Source organism: Pseudoalteromonas sp. SWXJ133, from assembly GCF_015864365.1.
Classification (GTDB): Bacteria; Pseudomonadota; Gammaproteobacteria; order Enterobacterales; family Alteromonadaceae; genus Pseudoalteromonas; species Pseudoalteromonas arctica.
The window spans coordinates 1-18395 of record NZ_JADYXJ010000007.1; the positions used below are offsets into that span (position 1 = coordinate 1).

General features: G+C 38.9%; 13 protein-coding genes and 10 tRNA genes. 9 read left to right on the plus strand and 14 right to left on the minus strand.

What is annotated here, in order from left to right; genetic code table 11:
- Nucleotides 1–12: 12 nt before the first annotated feature.
- The 3 genes from I6F40_RS06870 to I6F40_RS06880 all read right to left on the minus strand — a co-directional run bounded on the left by I6F40_RS06870 (nt 13) and on the right by I6F40_RS06880 (nt 421).
- Nucleotides 13–88: transfer RNA gene (locus I6F40_RS06870), tRNA-Glu, on the minus strand.
- 144 nt (nt 89–232) lie between these two features.
- A tRNA-Glu gene (locus I6F40_RS06875) sits at nt 233–308 on the minus strand.
- Nucleotides 309–345: 37 nt separating this feature from the next.
- Nucleotides 346–421 (minus strand) — tRNA-Ala (locus tag I6F40_RS06880).
- Between the two features lie 1208 nt (nt 422–1629).
- On the opposite strand from I6F40_RS06880, the gene I6F40_RS06885 reads away from it, so the two are divergent.
- The 8 genes from I6F40_RS06885 (at nt 1630) to I6F40_RS06920 (ending at nt 4660) form a co-directional block, all read left to right on the plus strand.
- Nucleotides 1630–1705: transfer RNA gene (locus tag I6F40_RS06885), tRNA-Val, on the plus strand.
- Nucleotides 1706–1858: 153 nt separating this feature from the next.
- Nucleotides 1859–1934 (plus strand) — tRNA-Val (locus I6F40_RS06890).
- Nucleotides 1935–1983: 49 nt separating this feature from the next.
- A tRNA-Val gene (locus I6F40_RS06895) sits at nt 1984–2059 on the plus strand.
- Nucleotides 2060–2210: 151 nt separating this feature from the next.
- A tRNA-Val gene (locus I6F40_RS06900) sits at nt 2211–2286 on the plus strand.
- A 49-nt stretch (nt 2287–2335) separates the two neighbouring features.
- Nucleotides 2336–2411 (plus strand) — tRNA-Val (locus tag I6F40_RS06905).
- Between the two features lie 33 nt (nt 2412–2444).
- A tRNA-Val gene (locus I6F40_RS06910) sits at nt 2445–2520 on the plus strand.
- 62 nt (nt 2521–2582) lie between these two features.
- A tRNA-Val gene (locus I6F40_RS06915) sits at nt 2583–2658 on the plus strand.
- A 355-nt stretch (nt 2659–3013) separates the two neighbouring features.
- Nucleotides 3014–4660, plus strand: coding sequence for a response regulator (locus tag I6F40_RS06920; protein ID WP_166376689.1), 1647 nt, complete (start codon nt 3014–3016; stop codon nt 4658–4660).
- Nucleotides 4661–4664: 4 nt separating this feature from the next.
- Here the strand turns inward: I6F40_RS06920 and msrB are convergent, their stop codons facing one another.
- From msrB to I6F40_RS06975, 11 genes are all read right to left on the minus strand, one after another.
- Nucleotides 4665–5105, minus strand: coding sequence for a peptide-methionine (R)-S-oxide reductase MsrB (msrB, locus tag I6F40_RS06925; RefSeq protein ID WP_166376690.1), 441 nt, complete (start codon nt 5103–5105; stop codon nt 4665–4667).
- A 146-nt stretch (nt 5106–5251) separates the two neighbouring features.
- Complete coding sequence (locus tag I6F40_RS06930) at nt 5252–5692, minus strand: hypothetical protein (RefSeq protein WP_166376691.1); 441 nt, start codon at nt 5690–5692, stop codon at nt 5252–5254.
- 26 nt (nt 5693–5718) lie between these two features.
- The gene (locus I6F40_RS06935) at nt 5719–6213 is read right to left on the minus strand and encodes a DUF2919 domain-containing protein (RefSeq protein ID WP_166376692.1); all 495 of its coding nucleotides are present in this window, start codon (nt 6211–6213) and stop codon (nt 5719–5721) included.
- On the minus strand, nt 6210–6554 hold the full coding sequence (locus tag I6F40_RS06940) for a DUF3392 family protein (protein WP_166376693.1): 345 nt from the start codon (nt 6552–6554) through the stop codon (nt 6210–6212). Before I6F40_RS06940 ends, I6F40_RS06935 begins: the two co-directional genes overlap by 4 nt.
- Entirely contained in the window at nt 6547–8565 is a 2019-nt protein-coding gene (gene ligA / locus I6F40_RS06945; protein WP_166376694.1) for an NAD-dependent DNA ligase LigA, read from the minus strand. The genes I6F40_RS06940 and ligA overlap by 8 nt, the downstream gene beginning before the upstream one ends.
- An 80-nt stretch (nt 8566–8645) precedes the next feature.
- The gene (zipA, locus tag I6F40_RS06950; RefSeq protein WP_166376695.1) at nt 8646–9413 is read right to left on the minus strand and encodes a cell division protein ZipA; all 768 of its coding nucleotides are present in this window, start codon (nt 9411–9413) and stop codon (nt 8646–8648) included.
- Between the two features lie 74 nt (nt 9414–9487).
- The gene (locus I6F40_RS06955) at nt 9488–12889 is read right to left on the minus strand and encodes a chromosome segregation SMC family protein (RefSeq protein ID WP_166376696.1); all 3402 of its coding nucleotides are present in this window, start codon (nt 12887–12889) and stop codon (nt 9488–9490) included.
- A gap of 68 nt (nt 12890–12957) precedes the next feature.
- Nucleotides 12958–13689, minus strand: a complete 732-nt coding sequence (locus I6F40_RS06960) for an RNA methyltransferase (RefSeq protein ID WP_166376697.1) — start codon at nt 13687–13689, stop codon at nt 12958–12960.
- Nucleotides 13690–13765: 76 nt separating this feature from the next.
- Nucleotides 13766–15802, minus strand: a complete 2037-nt coding sequence (locus tag I6F40_RS06965) for an FUSC family protein (RefSeq protein WP_166376698.1) — start codon at nt 15800–15802, stop codon at nt 13766–13768.
- A gap of 10 nt (nt 15803–15812) precedes the next feature.
- On the minus strand, nt 15813–16673 hold the full coding sequence (locus I6F40_RS06970; protein WP_166376699.1) for an efflux RND transporter periplasmic adaptor subunit: 861 nt from the start codon (nt 16671–16673) through the stop codon (nt 15813–15815).
- 5 nt (nt 16674–16678) lie between these two features.
- On the minus strand, nt 16679–16882 hold the full coding sequence (locus I6F40_RS06975; protein ID WP_024611208.1) for a DUF1656 domain-containing protein: 204 nt from the start codon (nt 16880–16882) through the stop codon (nt 16679–16681).
- Between the two features lie 396 nt (nt 16883–17278).
- Here I6F40_RS06975 and I6F40_RS06980 point away from each other — a divergent pair, with 396 nt between their 5' ends.
- A complete protein-coding gene (locus tag I6F40_RS06980) occupies nt 17279–18388 on the plus strand; it encodes a YjgN family protein (RefSeq protein WP_166376700.1) in 1110 nt (369 codons plus the stop codon).
- Nucleotides 18389–18395 lie beyond the last annotated feature (7 nt).

Here is an 18395-nt window from a genome sequence, read left to right on the forward strand (position 1 = left end):
AAAATAAGTAAGTGGCGTCCCCAAGGGGATTCGAACCCCTGTTACCGCCGTGAAAGGGCGGTGTCCTAGGCCTCTAGACGATGGGGACACATAAATGTGTCACTAGGACAGTTGATAAGTTTAACTCACATCATGAGCTTTAAGGTAATTGCGTTTAATACAAGTAAAGACTCGAGCTTTAATTGTAACGCTATTTTCTCGGTAAAACCGCCTTTAACTAATAAAAGTTAAGTGGCGTCCCCAAGGGGATTCGAACCCCTGTTACCGCCGTGAAAGGGCGGTGTCCTAGGCCTCTAGACGATGGGGACACAGAAAACTGCTACCCTAGGACAAAACACTAATTTTTGGTGGAGCCATGCGGGATCGAACCGCAGACCTCTTCACTGCCAGCGAAGCGCTCTCCCAGCTGAGCTATGGCCCCAACTTAATCAATACCCGTCGTGATAAACACATCGTGTATCGCTTAGTGCGGGGCGCATTCTATGCACCACCCAAAATAAAGTCAACAGTTTTTTACCTAGCTTTATTTAAATGGTTTAATTTTCAACAAACTGGCTATCAAGCGTGCTAAAAAATACAATTTGAATAAGATTCTAGCCCTACTGCTTATAATAACATCACTATATCGCAGCGAATACTTAACAACACCCTACTCCCCTATTTAATGCAACAAAATTGCATCAAAGCAAAGGTATACATTTATATGCAAATTTAACTTATCTAAAAAACTACCAATTTAGGCCTCGCCAATCGCCTTAATCCTTTAAAAGTTACAATTACTTATAATAACCAGCTTAGCTCGTACTGAGAAATACTCGATTATTGTTTGAAGAACATTTTTTAAAGAGCATTGTAGCTTCGTAATTCTTTGTACAAAACTTCAGGGCGTGTTGATCTTTGGTGGGTTAATTTGCAGCAGTATGTTTGGTTTTTAGGCAAGGCAGAGCCTATGTAGTGTGGTTATTCCCATGAATAGGCGATAACGCCGCATAAATACCAAACATGCGCTGCCCTTTGGGTTCTTCCTAGGGACGATCAGCTCTTTGTTGCTCGGTTTTTACTTAGCCCACTAGGTTACAAACCTCGCGCCGCGATTTAATTGTCCCTAGATTGAACAAATTTCAATCCACAAAGGTCAACACGCCCTAGTTATATGTGATCTATTTAGTCTTAACCCGAAGGGCTAGAAGTGAAGAATGCGTCTTTACGAATTGGCTAGGTTGGCTTATAGAAATAAAGTAAGTACAAAAATAGAGTTTAAGAATACTGTAAATAGGATTTGTTTTGGGAAGTTTAAATTAAATTTATTTTTAAAGACCAGCTCTACAACTAAATAACTCGCCCTAATGCTAATTCATCTTGTTCATAATCATAAAAACGACTCCAATAAAAAAACAATGAGTATCGTAAAACTAAATTTAAGATTAATAGGATTATAATTTCTACTCACTTTTAGGCGTTTAATTGAACTGCAATATCAAATTTGATGATAAAATAGACTTCAACTGTATCCTATTGTTTATAAAACCTTCATTCAGTACATTTTTATCATTCAAGTGTTGACACATTTTCAACTCTATCTATAATAGCGCCCCACAACAACGCAGCAATGCGATGTTGTTCAGATGTGGGTGATTAGCTCAGTTGGGAGAGCATCGCCCTTACAAGGCGAGGGTCACTGGTTCAAGTCCAGTATCACCCACCACTTTTTAATTAAAGTGTTCACATCTAAATTCTATATGGATAGTTAGCTCATTTAGAAAAAAGAGAGCATCACCGCTACTTACAAGCAACGGCGAAGTTCACTGGTTAAAGTCCAGTACTATTTATTTTAATAGTAGCGTTTTAATTTATATGTGGGTGATTAGCTCAGTTGGGAGAGCATCGCCCTTACAAGGCGAGGGTCACTGGTTCAAGTCCAGTATCACCCACCACATATAAAACCTATTATTATATAATAGTCGCGTTTTAAAATAGTAATATGGGTCGTTAGCTCAGTTGGGAGAGCATCGCCCTTACAAGGCGAGGGTCACTGGTTCAAGTCCAGTACGACCCACCATTCCTAGAATGGTGCATATTACAAGTATCTAAATGGGTAATTAGCTCAGTTAGAAAAAAGAGAGCATCACCTCTGTTAACAAGTAAAGGCGAAGTTCACTGGTTAAAGTCCAGTACTATTTATCTTAATAGTAGTGTTTTAATTTATATGTGGGTGATTAGCTCAGTTGGGAGAGCATCGCCCTTACAAGGCGAGGGTCACTGGTTCAAGTCCAGTATCACCCACCACATATAAACCTATTATTATGTTAATAGTCGCGTTTTAAAATTTTAATATGGGTCGTTAGCTCAGTTGGGAGAGCATCGCCCTTACAAGGCGAGGGTCACTGGTTCAAGTCCAGTACGACCCACCACTATTTACAGTGGTGCATATTAAAATGTAATTTGGGTGATTAGCTCAGTTGGGAGAGCATCGCCCTTACAAGGCGAGGGTCACTGGTTCAAGTCCAGTATCACCCACCAAATTACACATTAAGTTGTTAATTGATAAAAATAACTTAATAACAGTTATACCTATTATATGTGGGTGATTAGCTCAGTTGGGAGAGCATCGCCCTTACAAGGCGAGGGTCACTGGTTCAAGTCCAGTATCACCCACCACATATAAATATCATCAGATAATTCCTCTAGTAATAACTCCTCTTTGCCATGTTAGATACATTTAATAACTTTATAAAAACTCAATACATAAATTCTACGTAATTAACTCAGCAGTTTGAGAAATAGCATCGCCACCCTTTACAAACAATAGCGGGGTCACAGGTATCAAATCCACGATCCCCCGTCGAACCTATTATTATCTATACAATTTTTAATCGTACTATTAGGCTTTATAGCTAGAAAAACGTATTAGAAAAAATTAAATACCTAATAAATACAGCTATCATTCAAATTCCCTTGTAAGCACTTAAACTGTTGATTATAGTCTGTGTTAAATACAATAACGCTTAAGCCCATGCCAACTAAGATCTACTCAAAAGCTAAAATACTTATAGTCGAGGAGCAACCACTTACTCAAAGCTATATGAAACAATCGTTAGAAAGGCTTGGCTTTCAGCAATTGCGTTTTGCCGATCACGCAAACTCTGTAAAAGAGCAGTGCTCAAATGAAGGATTTGATCTAATTGTCTGCTCGTTCAATTTAAATAAGCATCAAGATGGCTATCAACTTTATGAAGAATTACGTGTAAAACAACTCATAAAGAATTCGACTGGGTTTATTTTTATCTCTTCAGAAACCAGTGGATCGCTTGTTCATAGTATTCTTGAACTCCAACCTGATGATTTCTTAGTAAAACCTTTTACAGTGCAAGAACTTAAAACACGTATTGAACGAATTTTAAAGCGCAAACACGACTTAAAAGCGATATACACTTTTATTGATGACGGTAACGATTCTAAAGTAATTAAACATATTGACATCGCATTGGGGAAGAAAAACAATATTTACAGCCCTATTTTGCTTCGCTTGAAAGGTGATGCTCTACTTCGCTTAAAACAAGCTCAAGAAGCAAAAGAATTTTTTAAATCTGTACTAAACATTCAAAAATTTGCTTGGGCAAAGGTTGGCTTAGTAGAGGCACTTATAGCGAATAATGAGCATATTTTGGCGCAGCGGATGCTTACAACAATGTTAGAGCGTCAAGAAACTCGTTTAGTTGCCCTCGATTTACTGGGTAGATTAGAAATAAAACTAAATCAATATGATTTAGCACAACAATTTCTAAGTCAAGCAGCAGAAATTGCACCACGAAATATTACACGCCAAAAATCGCTAAGTAATGTGTCGCTAATTAATCACGACTACGAAAAAAATTATTTAACTCAAAAAGATATTGCCACCTTTGCAAAGCACTCAATACACGACCATCCGGATGTGTATTTAAATGCAGCACGTGCAGGTATCGACTTCGCATTAACGACAGATCAAACGGATCAAATACAACGAATTTCTAGGCAAACCAATAGGTATATTAATGACTTGAAAGAACAGTTCCCTAATAGTAAAAATCAGGCACAAATTGATATACTTAATGCTCGGTTACATTATTTAAAAGACGAGCATCAAAAGGCGAAAAAGTTAATAGAGCAACTTGATGATGACGATGCTCATATCCACTCGGTCGATGGGGCACTTGATAAAGCAAAAGCATTTCATGAATTAGGCTTTCATCAAAAGGCGCAGACCTTATTTACTAAAATAATTAGTCACTGCGAAAGGCATCCGACAATTAACGACACAACTTACTTACGTTATATTCAGCAACAACAAAGTGAGCGACGCGATATTAAAATGGGTCCGAAAGAACTTAACAACCATGCCGTTCATCAATTTAACAGAGGCCAATTAAATACTGCTCTGGAAGCTTTTACACAAGCATTTAGGGTTATGCCTCGTAATCAAAGTATCGCACTTAATTTATTACAGTGCCTATTTGATTCAACTAAGCAATCTGGCAGCTCATTTAACATCGAACTTGCTAAAAGATGCTACGTCCTTCTCGATAAAGCTAAATTACAGGCAGATCAGACGCAGCGTTTAGATAAGATTTTGCACATAGCAAAGGAAATGAGTTTAGATATTCAAAGTGCTAGTAAATAAAATATTAGAGTTTTTTCATTGATGCGGCATTAACGCAATAACGTAAGCCTGTTGGCAATGGACCATCTGGAAAGATATGGCCTAAGTGCGAATCGCACACGTTACAAATCACCTCTATGCGCTGCATACCATGGCTTGTATCGCTTACATAACCAATTGCTTCAATTGTCGCTGGTTGCGTAAATGACGGCCAACCAGTGCCGCTATCAAACTTTTCATCTGCATCAAACAATAAATTATCACAACAAATACACACATATTTACCTGGTTCGAGTAATGTACAACTACTCGAGCTACCTGGGCGCTCTGTTCCCTTTTTACGTGTAACGTAATATTCATCTTCTGATAGTTGCATCCGCCACTGCTCGTCAGTTTTGATTACTTTTTTACTTGGGGTAGGATTGCCGTTAATGGCAAAGTTAATAACATCATTCCACTTCAACATAATAACCTCATTGAATAGTTAATTAACCGTAGCCTATATAGCTATAGAAATTACGGTTAATTATTACGTTATCGAATACTCTAAAGATCAGCTAAAGAGTTTTGACCGTTAAAACTAAAGCTTGTTCAGCCGTAAAGGTAAATTCCCTAGCTAAAGGTAATATTTTGCTTTTCTGAATTAGTAAGTATTCGTTTAATAAAACTATCTAGTTCTGCTTTTTTTGCAGGTAAACTAACACTTATTTGGTGCTCATTATTGTTGTGTATTATTAGCTCGTCATCCTTAGTCATTATACGCTCTATACTCTCAATAACTAACCAATCTGGGCCGTGCTTTTTATCAAAAAATCCCATCAAACTAAAAAGTAATAAGTGTTGGGCATCTCTCTGAATAAAATCCTCTAACCGGTTTCTTGATTTAAATAGAGGCGTTAACCTATAAACGCTTGAGCAAAAAACAAACACCCACAACCCAAGTAACGCTTTAAACCACATAAACTCTAAAAGCTCAGTGGCAATCATTAAAATAATGAGCACTAACCCTATTAGTGACATCGCTATCGCTATTTTTTTATTTGCAGCGTCCATAGCTAATCCTTTTAAAGTCGCTTTTTTTATTCTGATGCTTTTTCGGTCGGCTCGGGCCAGTCATTAAAAAAAACGGTTAAGTAACGACTTTTAACCAAATACCACAGTACCCATAAAACTATCATCATTTGTACTGCTAAAAATGATGAAAATCGATAATGGCTATGCGCTGCTTGAATGCTTAACCATGTTAAATCAACAACGGCACATAAAATAAGAGGCCAGCGCATATGTCGCCATATTTTTGCTAACCTATCACTCGTACTGTGTGAGTCTCGGGGTCTGCGTAAACAAAATAAAATAGTCGGTATTATTGCAATACTCCCAATCGCGATTGCGATAAAGAAGTCATTTTTATTTTTAAAAAATAGCGACATTAAATCCAGTTCGGGTCTGCGGCTCAAAGCCGCAATAACCCAAATAAAATAACTGCGTAATAGCACAAGCACACTTAAATGAAATGCAACAGGCGTCCGGTAGCTCCCATACTTATCCCAGTATTCGGGTCCGTATCGGCTCATAGTTGATTTTTTTTATCTGCAATTGTACCAAGGACAAAAAATGCGATTATGAGTGTGACTGTCAGCCATTTTTTTCCAAAAAACAACAACCCTTTGGCTATAAGTGGGCTTAACCAAACAACCATAAAGCCAAAGCCAAAAGCGGTAATTAATACAAAACACAACACTCTAATGACAAAGTTATATCGGGAAACCGTGCTTTTTGTTAGTTTGATCACGTCGTTTGCATATAATGACACTAAGCATACCGTAAATAACATAGCGATATTATTTACGTAACCAAGTAGCCATTGCCCAGTACTTAACTGCAGTGTATTTAAAAAATGTAAAATACTATCCATGATATTTTTCCAAAAGTTTAATCAAATCGTCTTCAGTTAGTATGTCTATGCCTAGGTCTTGTGCTTTTGTGAGTTTTGAACCTGCTTTTTCACCCGCCACTAACGCATCTGTTTTAGCCGATACGCTACCAGACACCTTGGCACCAAGTTGTTGTAATCGGGCTTTTGCATCATTACGATTAAGTGTATTAAGCGTACCTGTAAGTACATATGTAAGCCCAGCGAGCGGCTGTTCTTCCTCAGAAGGTGCACTCAACGCTGGCCAGTTTACGCCTTGCTCTATAAGCGCATTAACAACTTCTAAATTATGCTCTTCATCAAAAAAGCCTCGAACATGTGTTGCAACTATTTCGCCTACATCACTTACCTGCGTTAAACTATCAATGCTGGCATTTATTATATTTTCAAGGGTAAGGAAGTGATTAGCTAAATTTTGTGCTGTTGCCTCACCTGCTTCGCGAATACCTAATGAATATAAAAACTTAGCAAGCGTAGTGCCTTTCGCCTCTTCAAGGGCTGTTACTAAATTTTTGGCTGACTTAGGTCCCATTCGTTCAAGTGACTCAAAATGTCCTTGTTTTAAAATAAACAAATCAGCGGGTGTTTTTATAAGTTCTCTATCTACTAACTGATCAACAATTTTATCGCCAAGGCCGTCTATATCCAGCGCTTTGCGTGACGCAAAGTGTTTAATTGCTTGTTTGCGTTGTGCAGGACATACAAGCCCACCCGTACAACGAGCGACAGCTTCGCCTTCAACCTTTTCAACATGAGAATCACAGATTGGGCAAGTCGTCGGGAATTCGATATCTCTGGCATCATCAGGGCGGCGCTCAAGTACAACTTGCGTTATTTGTGGGATTACATCTCCAGCACGGCGAATAATAACTGTATCACCTACTTTTACGCCTAAACGTGCAACTTCATCACTGTTATGAAGCGTTGCATTTGATACGGTAACGCCACCCACAAAAACGGGCTTCAAACGTGCAACCGGTGTAATGGCGCCAGTACGACCGACTTGAAAATCAACATCAAGTAGTTGGGTTATTTCCTCTTGCGCCGGAAACTTATACGCAATAGCCCAACGAGGAGCACGTGCTACAAAGCCTAAACGCTCTTGTAAGGTCTTTTGATTTATTTTTATTACTACGCCATCAATTTCATATTTAAGCTCACCACGGCGCGTTAAAATATCGCTGTAGTACTCGATCGCGGCTTTTGGACCTTCAACTAATTTTGTTTCTGGGCACAAAGGTAGCCCCCAATCAGTCAGCTTTTCTAATTGCTGATAGTGATCCTCAGGAATGCTGCCATCAGCAACAAGCCCGGTGCTGTACGCATAAAACATGAGTGGGCGTTTAGCGGTAATTTTAGAGTCGAGTTGACGCAAACTCCCCGCTGCTGCATTACGCGGGTTAACAAATACTTTATCACCACGTTTTTCTGCTTCAGTATTCAATTTATCAAAGCCAGCGCTGTCCATAAATACTTCGCCGCGAACTTCAAGCTCTTTTGGGTAATCACCACGTAGCTTGAGCGGTACATTACGAATGGTTTTAACATTTTGAGTAATGTTTTCACCGGTAAAACCATCACCTCGAGTAGCCGCTTGTACAAGCACACCATCGCGATAAATAATTGATACAGCTAAACCATCAAGTTTTGGCTCACAACAAAAAGTAAGCTCATCAGTACTCATTAAGCGCTCTTTTATGCGGCGATTAAACGCAGTGAATTCTTCTTCACTAAAGGCGTTATCAAGTGAGAGCATGGGTACTTGGTGCGCTACTTGCTCAAATTTACTAAGTGCTGCACCGCCTATTTTTTGTGTAGGTGAGTCGGCGGTTAAAAATCCAGGATGCTCGGTTTCTAGTGCGCTTAGTTCGCGTAATAACCTATCGTATTCAGAATCAGGAATACTGGGGGTGTCGAGCACATAATAATTATAGTTGTGTTGCTCTAATGTAGTACGAAGATGATTAACTTGCTCACTAATGCTGCTAGACATTTAAACCTCAATAAACATAAAAAAAGCCACTTTGACGATTCACCGTCCAGTGGCTTATAAAAATATAATGTATGCGTTATTTACGCTGAAAAAGAACGAACCTGCTCAACATATTGTCTTACGCGATCTACTGTCATTTCATTTCGTTCAGCATCTAAAATTTGCGCACCAAATTCATCCGCTAACTTTTTAGCTGCGCTGTGCAACATATTAAATGCAGCTAGACCATCGCCGTCGCACGGTAATGTCATAAATAAGCTTACCCCAGCGGTACTAAATTGTTCCATATTATCAATATCAAACGTACCTGGGTTGTACATATTTACTAATCTAAATAAAACAGGGCCTTGACCAGCCGGATCTAAGTGGCGATTAAAAAAGCCTTCCTCAGAATATTTAAAACCTAAAGTGTTAACTGCTGGCAATAATTTACTGCCTTGCATACTAAGCTCTTCTGGCATTTGAATATGTACAATAACAAAGTCAGACATTTGGGCAGGTGCTTCTTCAGCGCTTTGCTCTTTTGCTTCTAGGTCATCAACTATTTCTAGGTCATCTTCAATCGGCACTTCTGGCACGCTTGTATCTATTTGCGGCTCATTTGCATCAAAGTTAAGCTCGCCAAACTGTGGCTCATCACGTTCGCTTAGCATTGGCTCTTTTGGCTCAGCCTCATTACGAAAAGGCTTAGATGAAGCCGGTGCGCTTTCTTGTAATGGCTCAACCCGCTCGTTATCAGATACTTCTGGGCGGTCTTTTTTTCTCACAGACCACAATCCATGTATTAATAAACCACCAATGACAACTACACTGATAACGATTAAAACCCATCTTAATTGTTCGGCCATCCCCTCACCTTTTATTATTTGATATGCCTAAAGCCTGTATATTAATGAAAAACTAATACACTTGTTATAAAAATTTATGCATGTGCAAGTTGCACAGCTTGCTCTATATCTACAGCAACCATACGCGATACGCCAGGTTCTGCCATAGTAACACCTGTTAATCTACCTGCCATTTCCATCGCAATTTTATTATGACTAATATAAATAAACTGCACTGATTGTGACATTTCTTCAACCAAACGGCAAAAACGCACAACGTTGGCATCATCTAATGGTGCATCTACTTCGTCCAGCATACAGAAAGGAGCTGGATTGAGCCTGAATATAGAAAACACTAATGATAATGCGGTCAGCGCTTTTTCTCCACCACTTAACAAATGAATTGTTGAATTTTTCTTACCAGGTGGTCGTGCCATTATACTAACACCACTTTCAAGTAAATCGTCACTGGTTAATTCTAAATACGCACTACCACCACCAAAAACTTTAGGAAATAGCTCTGCAAAGTCTTCATTTACTTGATCGAACGTCGCTTTAAAGCGTGTTTTGGTCTCACTATCAATTTTACGAATTGCACCTTCAAGGGTATTTAACGCTTTTGTTAAGTCATCTAATTGATTATCAAGATAATCACTGCGTGCTTTAGCTAAATCAAATTCTTCAATTGCCGCTAAGTTTACTGCACCTAATTTATCTAACTGATTAGTAAATCCGGTTAACTGATTTTGCGCTGCACTTAAATTCAATGAATCAGGTAATTCATCAAGTATTGCTTTTAAGCTTTGCTTTAGCTCTTCTAATGGCTCGAGCGCAACTTGCGCTTTTATTAGTAAGCTTTGCTCTTCAATTGTTAGCTTTTGATGCTGCTCTTGCAAGCCCACCAGCTCACCTTGTGAGTTTTTAAGACTTGCTTGCTTGCTATTTAAACTTTCTTTAGCGTGAGCTAATTCTTTTTGTAGCAATACCAGTGCCTGCTCGCCTTTTTGATGCTGCGCTAAAAACTGCGTTATTTTATCGCCCAGTTCTTGCTCTGGGATCAGCAGCTCTTCTATTTCATTAAGTAATTCTTGCGCACCTTCAGATGCACTAACGTGCTCTTGCTCTGCATGGCTCAATTTGGTTTGGCTTAACTGCCATTCACTGCGTGCCTTTTGCTCTGAGAGCGTTGCCTTATGCGCTTGCGTTTTATATTGCTCAAGCATGCTTAATGCTTCGCTATAACTTTTATCACTTTGTGAGCGCAGGCTATTTGCAGCGTCTACCTCATCCGCTAAGTTAAGTTGCTGCTCATTTAACACTTCAAATTGCTCTGTTTGCTCATCAAGCACTTTATTTAATTGCAAAAGCGCAGTGGTTAATTGCTGTTTTTGTTGCTGTAACTTTTCTAGTTGCAGCTTAAAGTGCGCTACTTGCTGTTTGAGCATATCGCTGCGTGTACCGGCTACTGCTATATTTTGCGCAAGCTCATGTATGGCTTCTTTTAGCTCGCTTTGCTCGTTAATTAACTTTATTTGATCAGCTGTATGTTCATCACGAGTGTGTGTTACTTGTTTTAGCTCATCCTCGGCATTGGTTAACTGCTGAGCTTTATCCTGCAATTGCTTATGTTTTAAAAGTAATGAGTTTTCTGCATTTCGATCGGCACTTACATGCCAGTTACGACCATATAAAGCACCGTTTTTATCCATAACGGCTGTATAATAAGCATCTTTTAAGAGCGTTAGATCACCGCTCTCGCTATAAGCAATGCGCGTTAAATGATCTGGGTACACGCCGCTTGTTATGAATGCAGCTAAGCTATTTTCAGCAATGTGCTTACCACTAATTGGCCACACACTATTATCAGCTTGCTGCTGACTTACATTTAAGTTCTCTAGCGATTTAAGTGCTTGCTCTATTAAGGGCTCAAAGCCTTCTTTAACACTTAGCTGATTAAACAAACCATTAGTACTTTCACTTTCCTCATCAAGCCCTAATGTACTTTTAAGCCCTGTTATACTAGCTTTTAACTCGTTTATTGTTTGAGTAAGCGTCGAATATTGCTTTTGTGAGTTATTAACACGCTCATTTTGCACTTCAAGCTGAGCACTGCACTGCGTGTGCGCTGTTTGTTTAGCGGCAAGTTCTTGGGTTAATGTTTGTGTTTGCTGTGTTTGCTGCGTTAATTGTTGTTCTACATCGCTACTTTGTAAGTCAGTAAGCTGCGCATTTAACTGATTAAGTTGCTCGTTAACGTGGCTTATTTTCTGCTGAGTTTGTTTAATGTGACTGCTATGCAGTTGCGCATTATTATTAAGTTGTTGCTGTTGCTCACACAAAGTTTGCCAGTGTGTATTGTAGCGCTGCTTCAGTGCTAATAATTCCTCAAGCTCATGCGTTAACTTCCTAACTTGCTCTTCGCACATTAACGCGTTTTCACTTGCCTCTTGCAGGGTTTCATTTAGTTGCTCGCACACAATTTGCTGCTGCGTTTTAACTTCAGTGCTATGGGTTTGGCGTTGCTGTAATTTAATTAAATTTTGTTTAAGCGTTTGAGTTTGTTGCTTTACATTTATTTGCTGTTGCTCAGCGCGGGTAAGCTCTGTGTGTATTACATGTTGCTGATGCTGTGCATCGCTTAGTTTATCTTGCTGGGCTTGTACTTGCCCCTCTAGGCTTGCAAGTACATCGTCATGCCCTGAATTAGCGGTTTTAAAAAACGAAATTTGACCATTAAGTTTTTTAATTTGGGCACTTTTTTCAAGTTGCTGCTGATGTAACTTTTGCCATTTTAAAACCGCAATTTGCCCTTTTAACGTTCGCTCTTGCGCTTTTAACTCGCGGTATTTTTTTGCATCAACCGACTGCACAGCCAATTTATCTAACTGGCTTTGCAGCTCTTTACGCACATCTAACAAACGCTCAAGGTTTTCGCGGGTACTTTTAATGCGTGTTTGTGTTTCGCGGCGGCGCTCTTTGTACTTAGAAACGCCAGCGGCTTCTTCTAAAAATGCGCGTAATTCTTGTGGTTTACTTTCTATCAAGCGCGAGATCATCCCTTGCTCAATAATCGCGTAACTACGCGGACCAAGACCTGTACCTAAAAATATATCGGTAATATCACGCTTACGGCATTGACTGCCATTTAAAAAGTACAGCGACAGCCCGTCGCGCGTTACTAAACGCTTAATTGCAATTTGGTTTCGATCGGCAAATGTGTTTGAAGGACTACCTTTATCGTTATCAAAAACAAGCTCTACAGAAGCTTGCGATATGGCTTTACGATTAGTTGAGCCATTAAAAATAACGTCGGTCATGGCATCGCCACGCAGGTTTTTAGCAGAGCTTTCGCCTAGCACCCATCGTACTGCATCAATAACGTTGGATTTGCCACAGCCATTGGGGCCTACAACACACGTCATTTGATCAGGAAATGGAATTTTAGTGGGCTCTACAAACGATTTAAAGCCCGCTAATTTAATGGTGCTTAAGCGCATCTTATTGTTATTACCAATTTATTATTGTTATTTGTCATAAACAATTTAACCCATAATTTACTAATAGATTAAGCTTGTCGTTTAAAGTTATCTAAAATAATACCGGTTGCCATTGCAACATTAAGCGACTCTGCTCCACCAAAAGCGGGAATGGTGATTTTATTGGTCACTAAATTTGCACATGTCTCGCGTATACCATGCGACTCACTGCCCATTAGTAAAACGCCTGAGCCCGTAAATTGGGTTTTATGTACACTTTGTCCATCTAAAAAAGCACCGTAAACAGGTAAATTTAAAGACTGTAAGTAATCAGGTAAATCTACTTGGCTTACCGATACCCTTACAAATGAGCCCATTGTGGCGCTAATTGTTTTAGGGTTGTAAGCGTCTGCGCTGTCGGTGCTAGTTACTATATGTTTAATACCGTACCAATCGGCTACTCTAATTATAGTGCCTAAATTACCAGGATCAGATACGCCATCAAGCGCGAGTATTAAGCCACTTGATTGTGGTAAAGCCGCCCTTGGCATATCAACAATAGCAATGGCTGCATTATTGCTAACTAATGTACTTGCTTTAGTGAGGGTCTCTTCATCCGCTTCAATAAAATTAGCGTGCTGATACTCACCTTGGTACGCATTTATAAATTCATCAGTAGCAAAAATATTAACCGCATTTAATGGGCTGTTTAATAACTCAAGTACGTTTTTTTCACCCTGTACAAGGTATTGATTATATTGCTTTCGGTACTTTTTTTGGCCAAGTTGGCGAATAAGTTTGAGTTGGTTTTTTGAAATCATAACAGCCCCATAAAATTGTCCATCAAGTATAACAGATTTCGTTATAACATCTGAACTCGAAAAGCAGCGAATGAGGTTAATTTATCTTGCTGGCACTTCTTTCAAAGGTCAGATTAATGCGAATAAACATCCCTTTTATTGCTTCTAATTGGTTTGAATCACCAACAGATGCGGCTAATTCGTTATAAAGATTATCAGACGCTTGCTTAAAGTTTTCATCAAACTTACCTTTGGTAGCAAGCATAAATGCATCAGCCAACGTGCGTTGCCACTCATTTAAGTATTTTAGCTTTGTGTCACCAGCAAGGTTTTCGCAAATTGATTTTAATCGCACTGAGGCATGCCCTAAGTTTAGACCGGTTAGAGCCAGATCGGTAATAGCGCGTGAGTGTGAACCCTGATCGTAATTAGTTAAACGGATTAACCTATCAGCCATGCGGCGGTTGTACCAAATACTCGGAGTTTGATGGGTATTTATTTCGAGTAAATCTTTATAGGTAGCCTTAAAAACACGATGAACAAGTAACTGAACACTTGGTCCTGTAAATAACTGAAAAATCCAAAATAAAATACTCACGCCAGCAAAAATAGCGATTGCAGAACTAAGTGTATAATCAATTGAAAACGCAAGGCTCATATCCGTACTGGGCCTAACCAAAATAGTAAATGGAATACAAAACCCTAAGCCGTATGGCAATGTTTGTTGATCAGCGAGCAACAGCAAGCCCAAAAAATACGGGCCAGCTAATACAAGCAACAATATTTCTAATTGCCCACCACTTTGCGACAGTAAATTTAGCGCATAAAAAATAGTCACAAAAGTAGCAACAATTATACCTGCCAACAAACGTTTAATTACAACCTGTAAAATAGCCAAGGGTATTCGCGCCAGCATTATCGAAAATATGACCGGTAAAATCATAATTAATAATGCAGCTGAAGAACCTGTATTAATCCAAATAAATGCGCCGATAGAAAACACCAAAGCAGTTCTAAATCCAACAATAATGCCAGCTAATGGGTCGCGATATGTAAGCATACTGGGTGTATTTAATAATGTTTTATCGCGTTGTTCTAAAGCTCTGTATGCCCGTAGTAAAATTGTTAAGTCGGCTGCCACTTCTAAACTCACATTGAGCATGTGAGATTCAAATGGCGAATCACATACCGTATTTGCTCTATAGTCGGTTAGCTCTTTACGTAGCATTTTAACTTGTTCGGCGCAGTAATCAAAATCGTCAGATTCTTTAATTTGCGCGAATACGTGTTTAAGTTTACTTATTAATTTGTCTAATGTGGGAGTAATAAGGTCTGCGTGGTTTCGTTGCAGGCGACCAATTATTTGAATTGAAGCCAGTAAAGAAAGTACTTTTTGCGACAATTGATTTGCAGCACGTGATCGCCCTGGACCTTTTGGCCCTTCGTACCTTACTGCGCTGGAGTCTTCGTTTATAGATCCTAATGTTGCCATAATGCCATCAATTTGCTGATGGCGATTTTCGTGCGAGCCTTTAGAATCAAGCTCAGTTACTAAATAATCTAACGTTTGGTTTATAACCGACCGCGCTTGTACTTGCAGTAAGTGTTTAACTTTTACAGGCCAAAACAAATGGCTCACAAGGCCTGCACATATTGAGCCTATTACTATTTCACTCACGCGCGCTTGTGCAATATCAAATATGCTTTGGCTGCTCACCATTGCCGGAGTAACCATGACTAAAAGTACAATAATAGCGGCTGTTACACCTGCCATTGCAAACGCATAAACAAAGTTTGCTTGGCGTACCATTGCCGATAACGCAGAGTTTACCCCCAACCATAATGCCAATGCACCGAGCGCTAAATAAGGGTAGAGAATTAGCTGAGTTAAAAGCAATATGCCAAATAAACCACCCACTATGGTGCCTATTATTTGGCAAATTGCTTTTTCAATAACCAATCCGCTTTGCGGGCGTAATTGCAAAAATATAGCCGAGACTAACGCCCAATAAGGTCTTTCAAGATTAAGCCACATAGCAATAGTAAGCGCCATTACCATCGCTATAACGCCCTTAGTCGCAAAAATAATTGCCTGTTTTTTAGGAAAAAACAAATTTTTTAATACAACGCCCACTGTCTTCCCCTTAACGTGTAGCGAGATGTATTGTGGCGGTCATTCCTGCGCTTAACTGTGGATCTTCGGGCAATGAATCTAACTTAATATCAACAGGAATACGTTGCGATAAACGTACCCAATTAAATGTTTGTTGTACTTGTGGTAAAAGCTGCCCGTTACTTTGTGTATTCGTATTTGCAATTGCTTTACCTACACTCATTACATGCCCCGTTAATTGCTTACCACCGCTTAGAAGCGCTATTTTAGCTTTTTGATCAGGATAAATAAGCGGTATTTTACTCTCTTCAAAGTAACCCGTTACGTAAAATGAATCTGACTGCACGATAGCAAACACAGGTGTGCCTTGAGCTACATAGTTACCTTGGCGTAAATTTAGATTAATTATTTGCCCCGATGCAGGCGCAACAATTTTAGTTCTATCAACATTTAATTGCGCAATTGTTTGCTCTGTTTTAGCTAGGTTATAATTTGCCTCAGCAATTTTGGTGTTGATACGTGTTGATTCTAGTGTTTCTTCACTTATTGCCTGTTGGGTGCTTAGCTCAACACGCCTTTCGTATTTATGTTTAGCAAGTTCCCATGTATATAGCGCATTTTCTTTATTGGCTTTACTTTTATCAAGCGCTGCTTGATAACGCTTTTGATCAACATTAAAAAGAACTTCGCCTTTTTTCACACTTTGACCATCTTTAATATTTAAAGCTGTAACCCAACCCGAAACGTCTGGAGCAACTGTAACTATGTCGGCTCGAATGCGACCGTCGCGTGTCCAAGGAGTATGCATGTAGTCAGTCCACACCCAACGCCCAGCAAAAACCGCAGCTATAACAACCACTATAGTAAAAGTAATACGCAGATAGTTAATCATTCAATTTATCTTCCACTTAGTAAATAGACGGCCAGTGCCAAGTAACAAACAAATAGTGACACTTCAAACCAAGCCACCTTCCAAATACGATCGTGCCAATCTAATCGATGCAAAACAAAACGAGTCAGCGCTGTTAAAATAAACGCAATTGGGAAATAAACAATCAGCGGGCTAAATTCTAATCCCCCCAAAACTACCGCGTGAAGCATAATAAGTATCCTAATATTATTTCAACGATGATAAGCACCAATAATTTCATTTAACTTACAGCACTATAACGGTAACAATTAATAACGGTAACAATTAATTATTTTGATATATAAATCAACTTACTTAAGTGTACCTCGGCGCGCTTAATACATAATTAATAACGTTATATTTATAATACAACTAACTCTATTTATAGTTGTTTAATTAAATATTAAAAGGTAAGCAAGTTTAAAAACACGACATGTAACAATATTTATGGAGCGCATTAAATAATGAGTGTAAAAACCTATGCACTGCCTATTTTAGGTGCTTGCAGAAAAGCTGCAAACATTATAAATATTGAATTTTGCACTAAAAATAGGTAAATTAACAAAAAAAACATGGATATAATTTTAATGGAATCAATACACCCTACCCCCTCTGAAACAACTCCACCAATAAATGAGCCAGCTGAACCTATTTTTAGCGGAAAAGTGCAGTTTAGTGGTAAAGGCGGTGAGTTTTTTGGTATTTGGATTGTAAATATATTACTTAGCGTTATTACGCTTGGCATATACTCAGCGTGGGCTAAAGTACGTACGCATCGTTATTTTTATGGCCACACCCGCATAGATGGTCATAGTTTTGACTACCTAGCAACGCCAATACAGATTTTGAAAGGTCGGATTTTAGCGATTATTGTGTTTTTTATTTACACTTTCTCTATCAGCTTTATGCCTATTTTAGGCTTGTTTATTGCTTTTGGCTTTATCTTTTTAATGCCATGGATTATTAACCAAGGTTTACGTTTTAATCTGCGTATGAGCCGCCATCGTAATGTTCGCTTTGCTTTTAAAGGCAGTTATGGCGAAGCCTTTGTTAACTTTATACTTTTGCCTATCGCCAGCATATTTACGCTTTATTTATTAATGCCTTATGTTATAAAACGTATTGATAGCTATATCCATAGCAATATTAGTTACGGTGACAAACCACTTACTGTAAATCTAAAAGGCGAAACCTATTACCTAACAGCGCTTATTTGCTTTGTAGTAAGCTCTATCACCATGGTGGTATTTATGGGAATTTTAGGATTATTTGGCCTCAATTTATTAGATGTTGAAAATCAACAAAATTTAGAAAACTCTGCTGCTATGGCTATCCTTCCTATCTTTATGATGATTGCCTATGTGCTAATGATTGCCATTGTTTCTGCTGTATGGCACGCAGCTATTAGAAATCACATTTTTGATAACAGCCATTTTGAAGGCGTTGCTACATTTAAATCAGAGCTAAAACCAATTCCTTTCGCTGTTTTACTACTCACTAACATGTTGGCTATTGTATTTTCTTTAGGGCTTGCATACCCATGGACAAAAGTACGTACATCAAAAATGCTCGCTGATGTAACTAACGTCACTATTTATCCTGGTGCATTAAACCTAGTCGATACCGCGCAAGAACAGCAGTCATCATTTGCTGAAGAAGCTGCAAACGTATTTGATATTGACCTTTCTCTAACTTAAGAGCTCA

What these genes read in the sequence shown, in the direction of transcription:
- I6F40_RS06940 (WP_166376693.1), bottom strand. Translation starts at nt 6,554, where the DNA reads ATGGATAGTATTTTACATTTTTTAAATACACTGCAGTTAAGTACTGGG.
- I6F40_RS06970 (WP_166376699.1), bottom strand. Translation starts at nt 16,673, where the DNA reads ATGATTAACTATCTGCGTATTACTTTTACTATAGTGGTTGTTATAGCT.
- I6F40_RS06920 (WP_166376689.1), top strand. Translation starts at nt 3,014, where the DNA reads ATGCCAACTAAGATCTACTCAAAAGCTAAAATACTTATAGTCGAGGAG.
- I6F40_RS06975 (WP_024611208.1), bottom strand. Translation starts at nt 16,882, where the DNA reads ATGCTTCACGCGGTAGTTTTGGGGGGATTAGAATTTAGCCCGCTGATT.
- zipA (WP_166376695.1), bottom strand. Translation starts at nt 9,413, where the DNA reads ATGGCCGAACAATTAAGATGGGTTTTAATCGTTATCAGTGTAGTTGTC.
- I6F40_RS06955 (WP_166376696.1), bottom strand. Translation starts at nt 12,889, where the DNA reads ATGCGCTTAAGCACCATTAAATTAGCGGGCTTTAAATCGTTTGTAGAG.
- I6F40_RS06935 (WP_166376692.1), bottom strand. Translation starts at nt 6,213, where the DNA reads ATGAGCCGATACGGACCCGAATACTGGGATAAGTATGGGAGCTACCGG.
- msrB (WP_166376690.1), bottom strand. Translation starts at nt 5,105, where the DNA reads ATGTTGAAGTGGAATGATGTTATTAACTTTGCCATTAACGGCAATCCT.
- I6F40_RS06930 (WP_166376691.1), bottom strand. Translation starts at nt 5,692, where the DNA reads ATGGACGCTGCAAATAAAAAAATAGCGATAGCGATGTCACTAATAGGG.
- ligA (WP_166376694.1), bottom strand. Translation starts at nt 8,565, where the DNA reads ATGTCTAGCAGCATTAGTGAGCAAGTTAATCATCTTCGTACTACATTA.
- I6F40_RS06960 (WP_166376697.1), bottom strand. Translation starts at nt 13,689, where the DNA reads ATGATTTCAAAAAACCAACTCAAACTTATTCGCCAACTTGGCCAAAAA.
- I6F40_RS06980 (WP_166376700.1), top strand. Translation starts at nt 17,279, where the DNA reads ATGGAATCAATACACCCTACCCCCTCTGAAACAACTCCACCAATAAAT.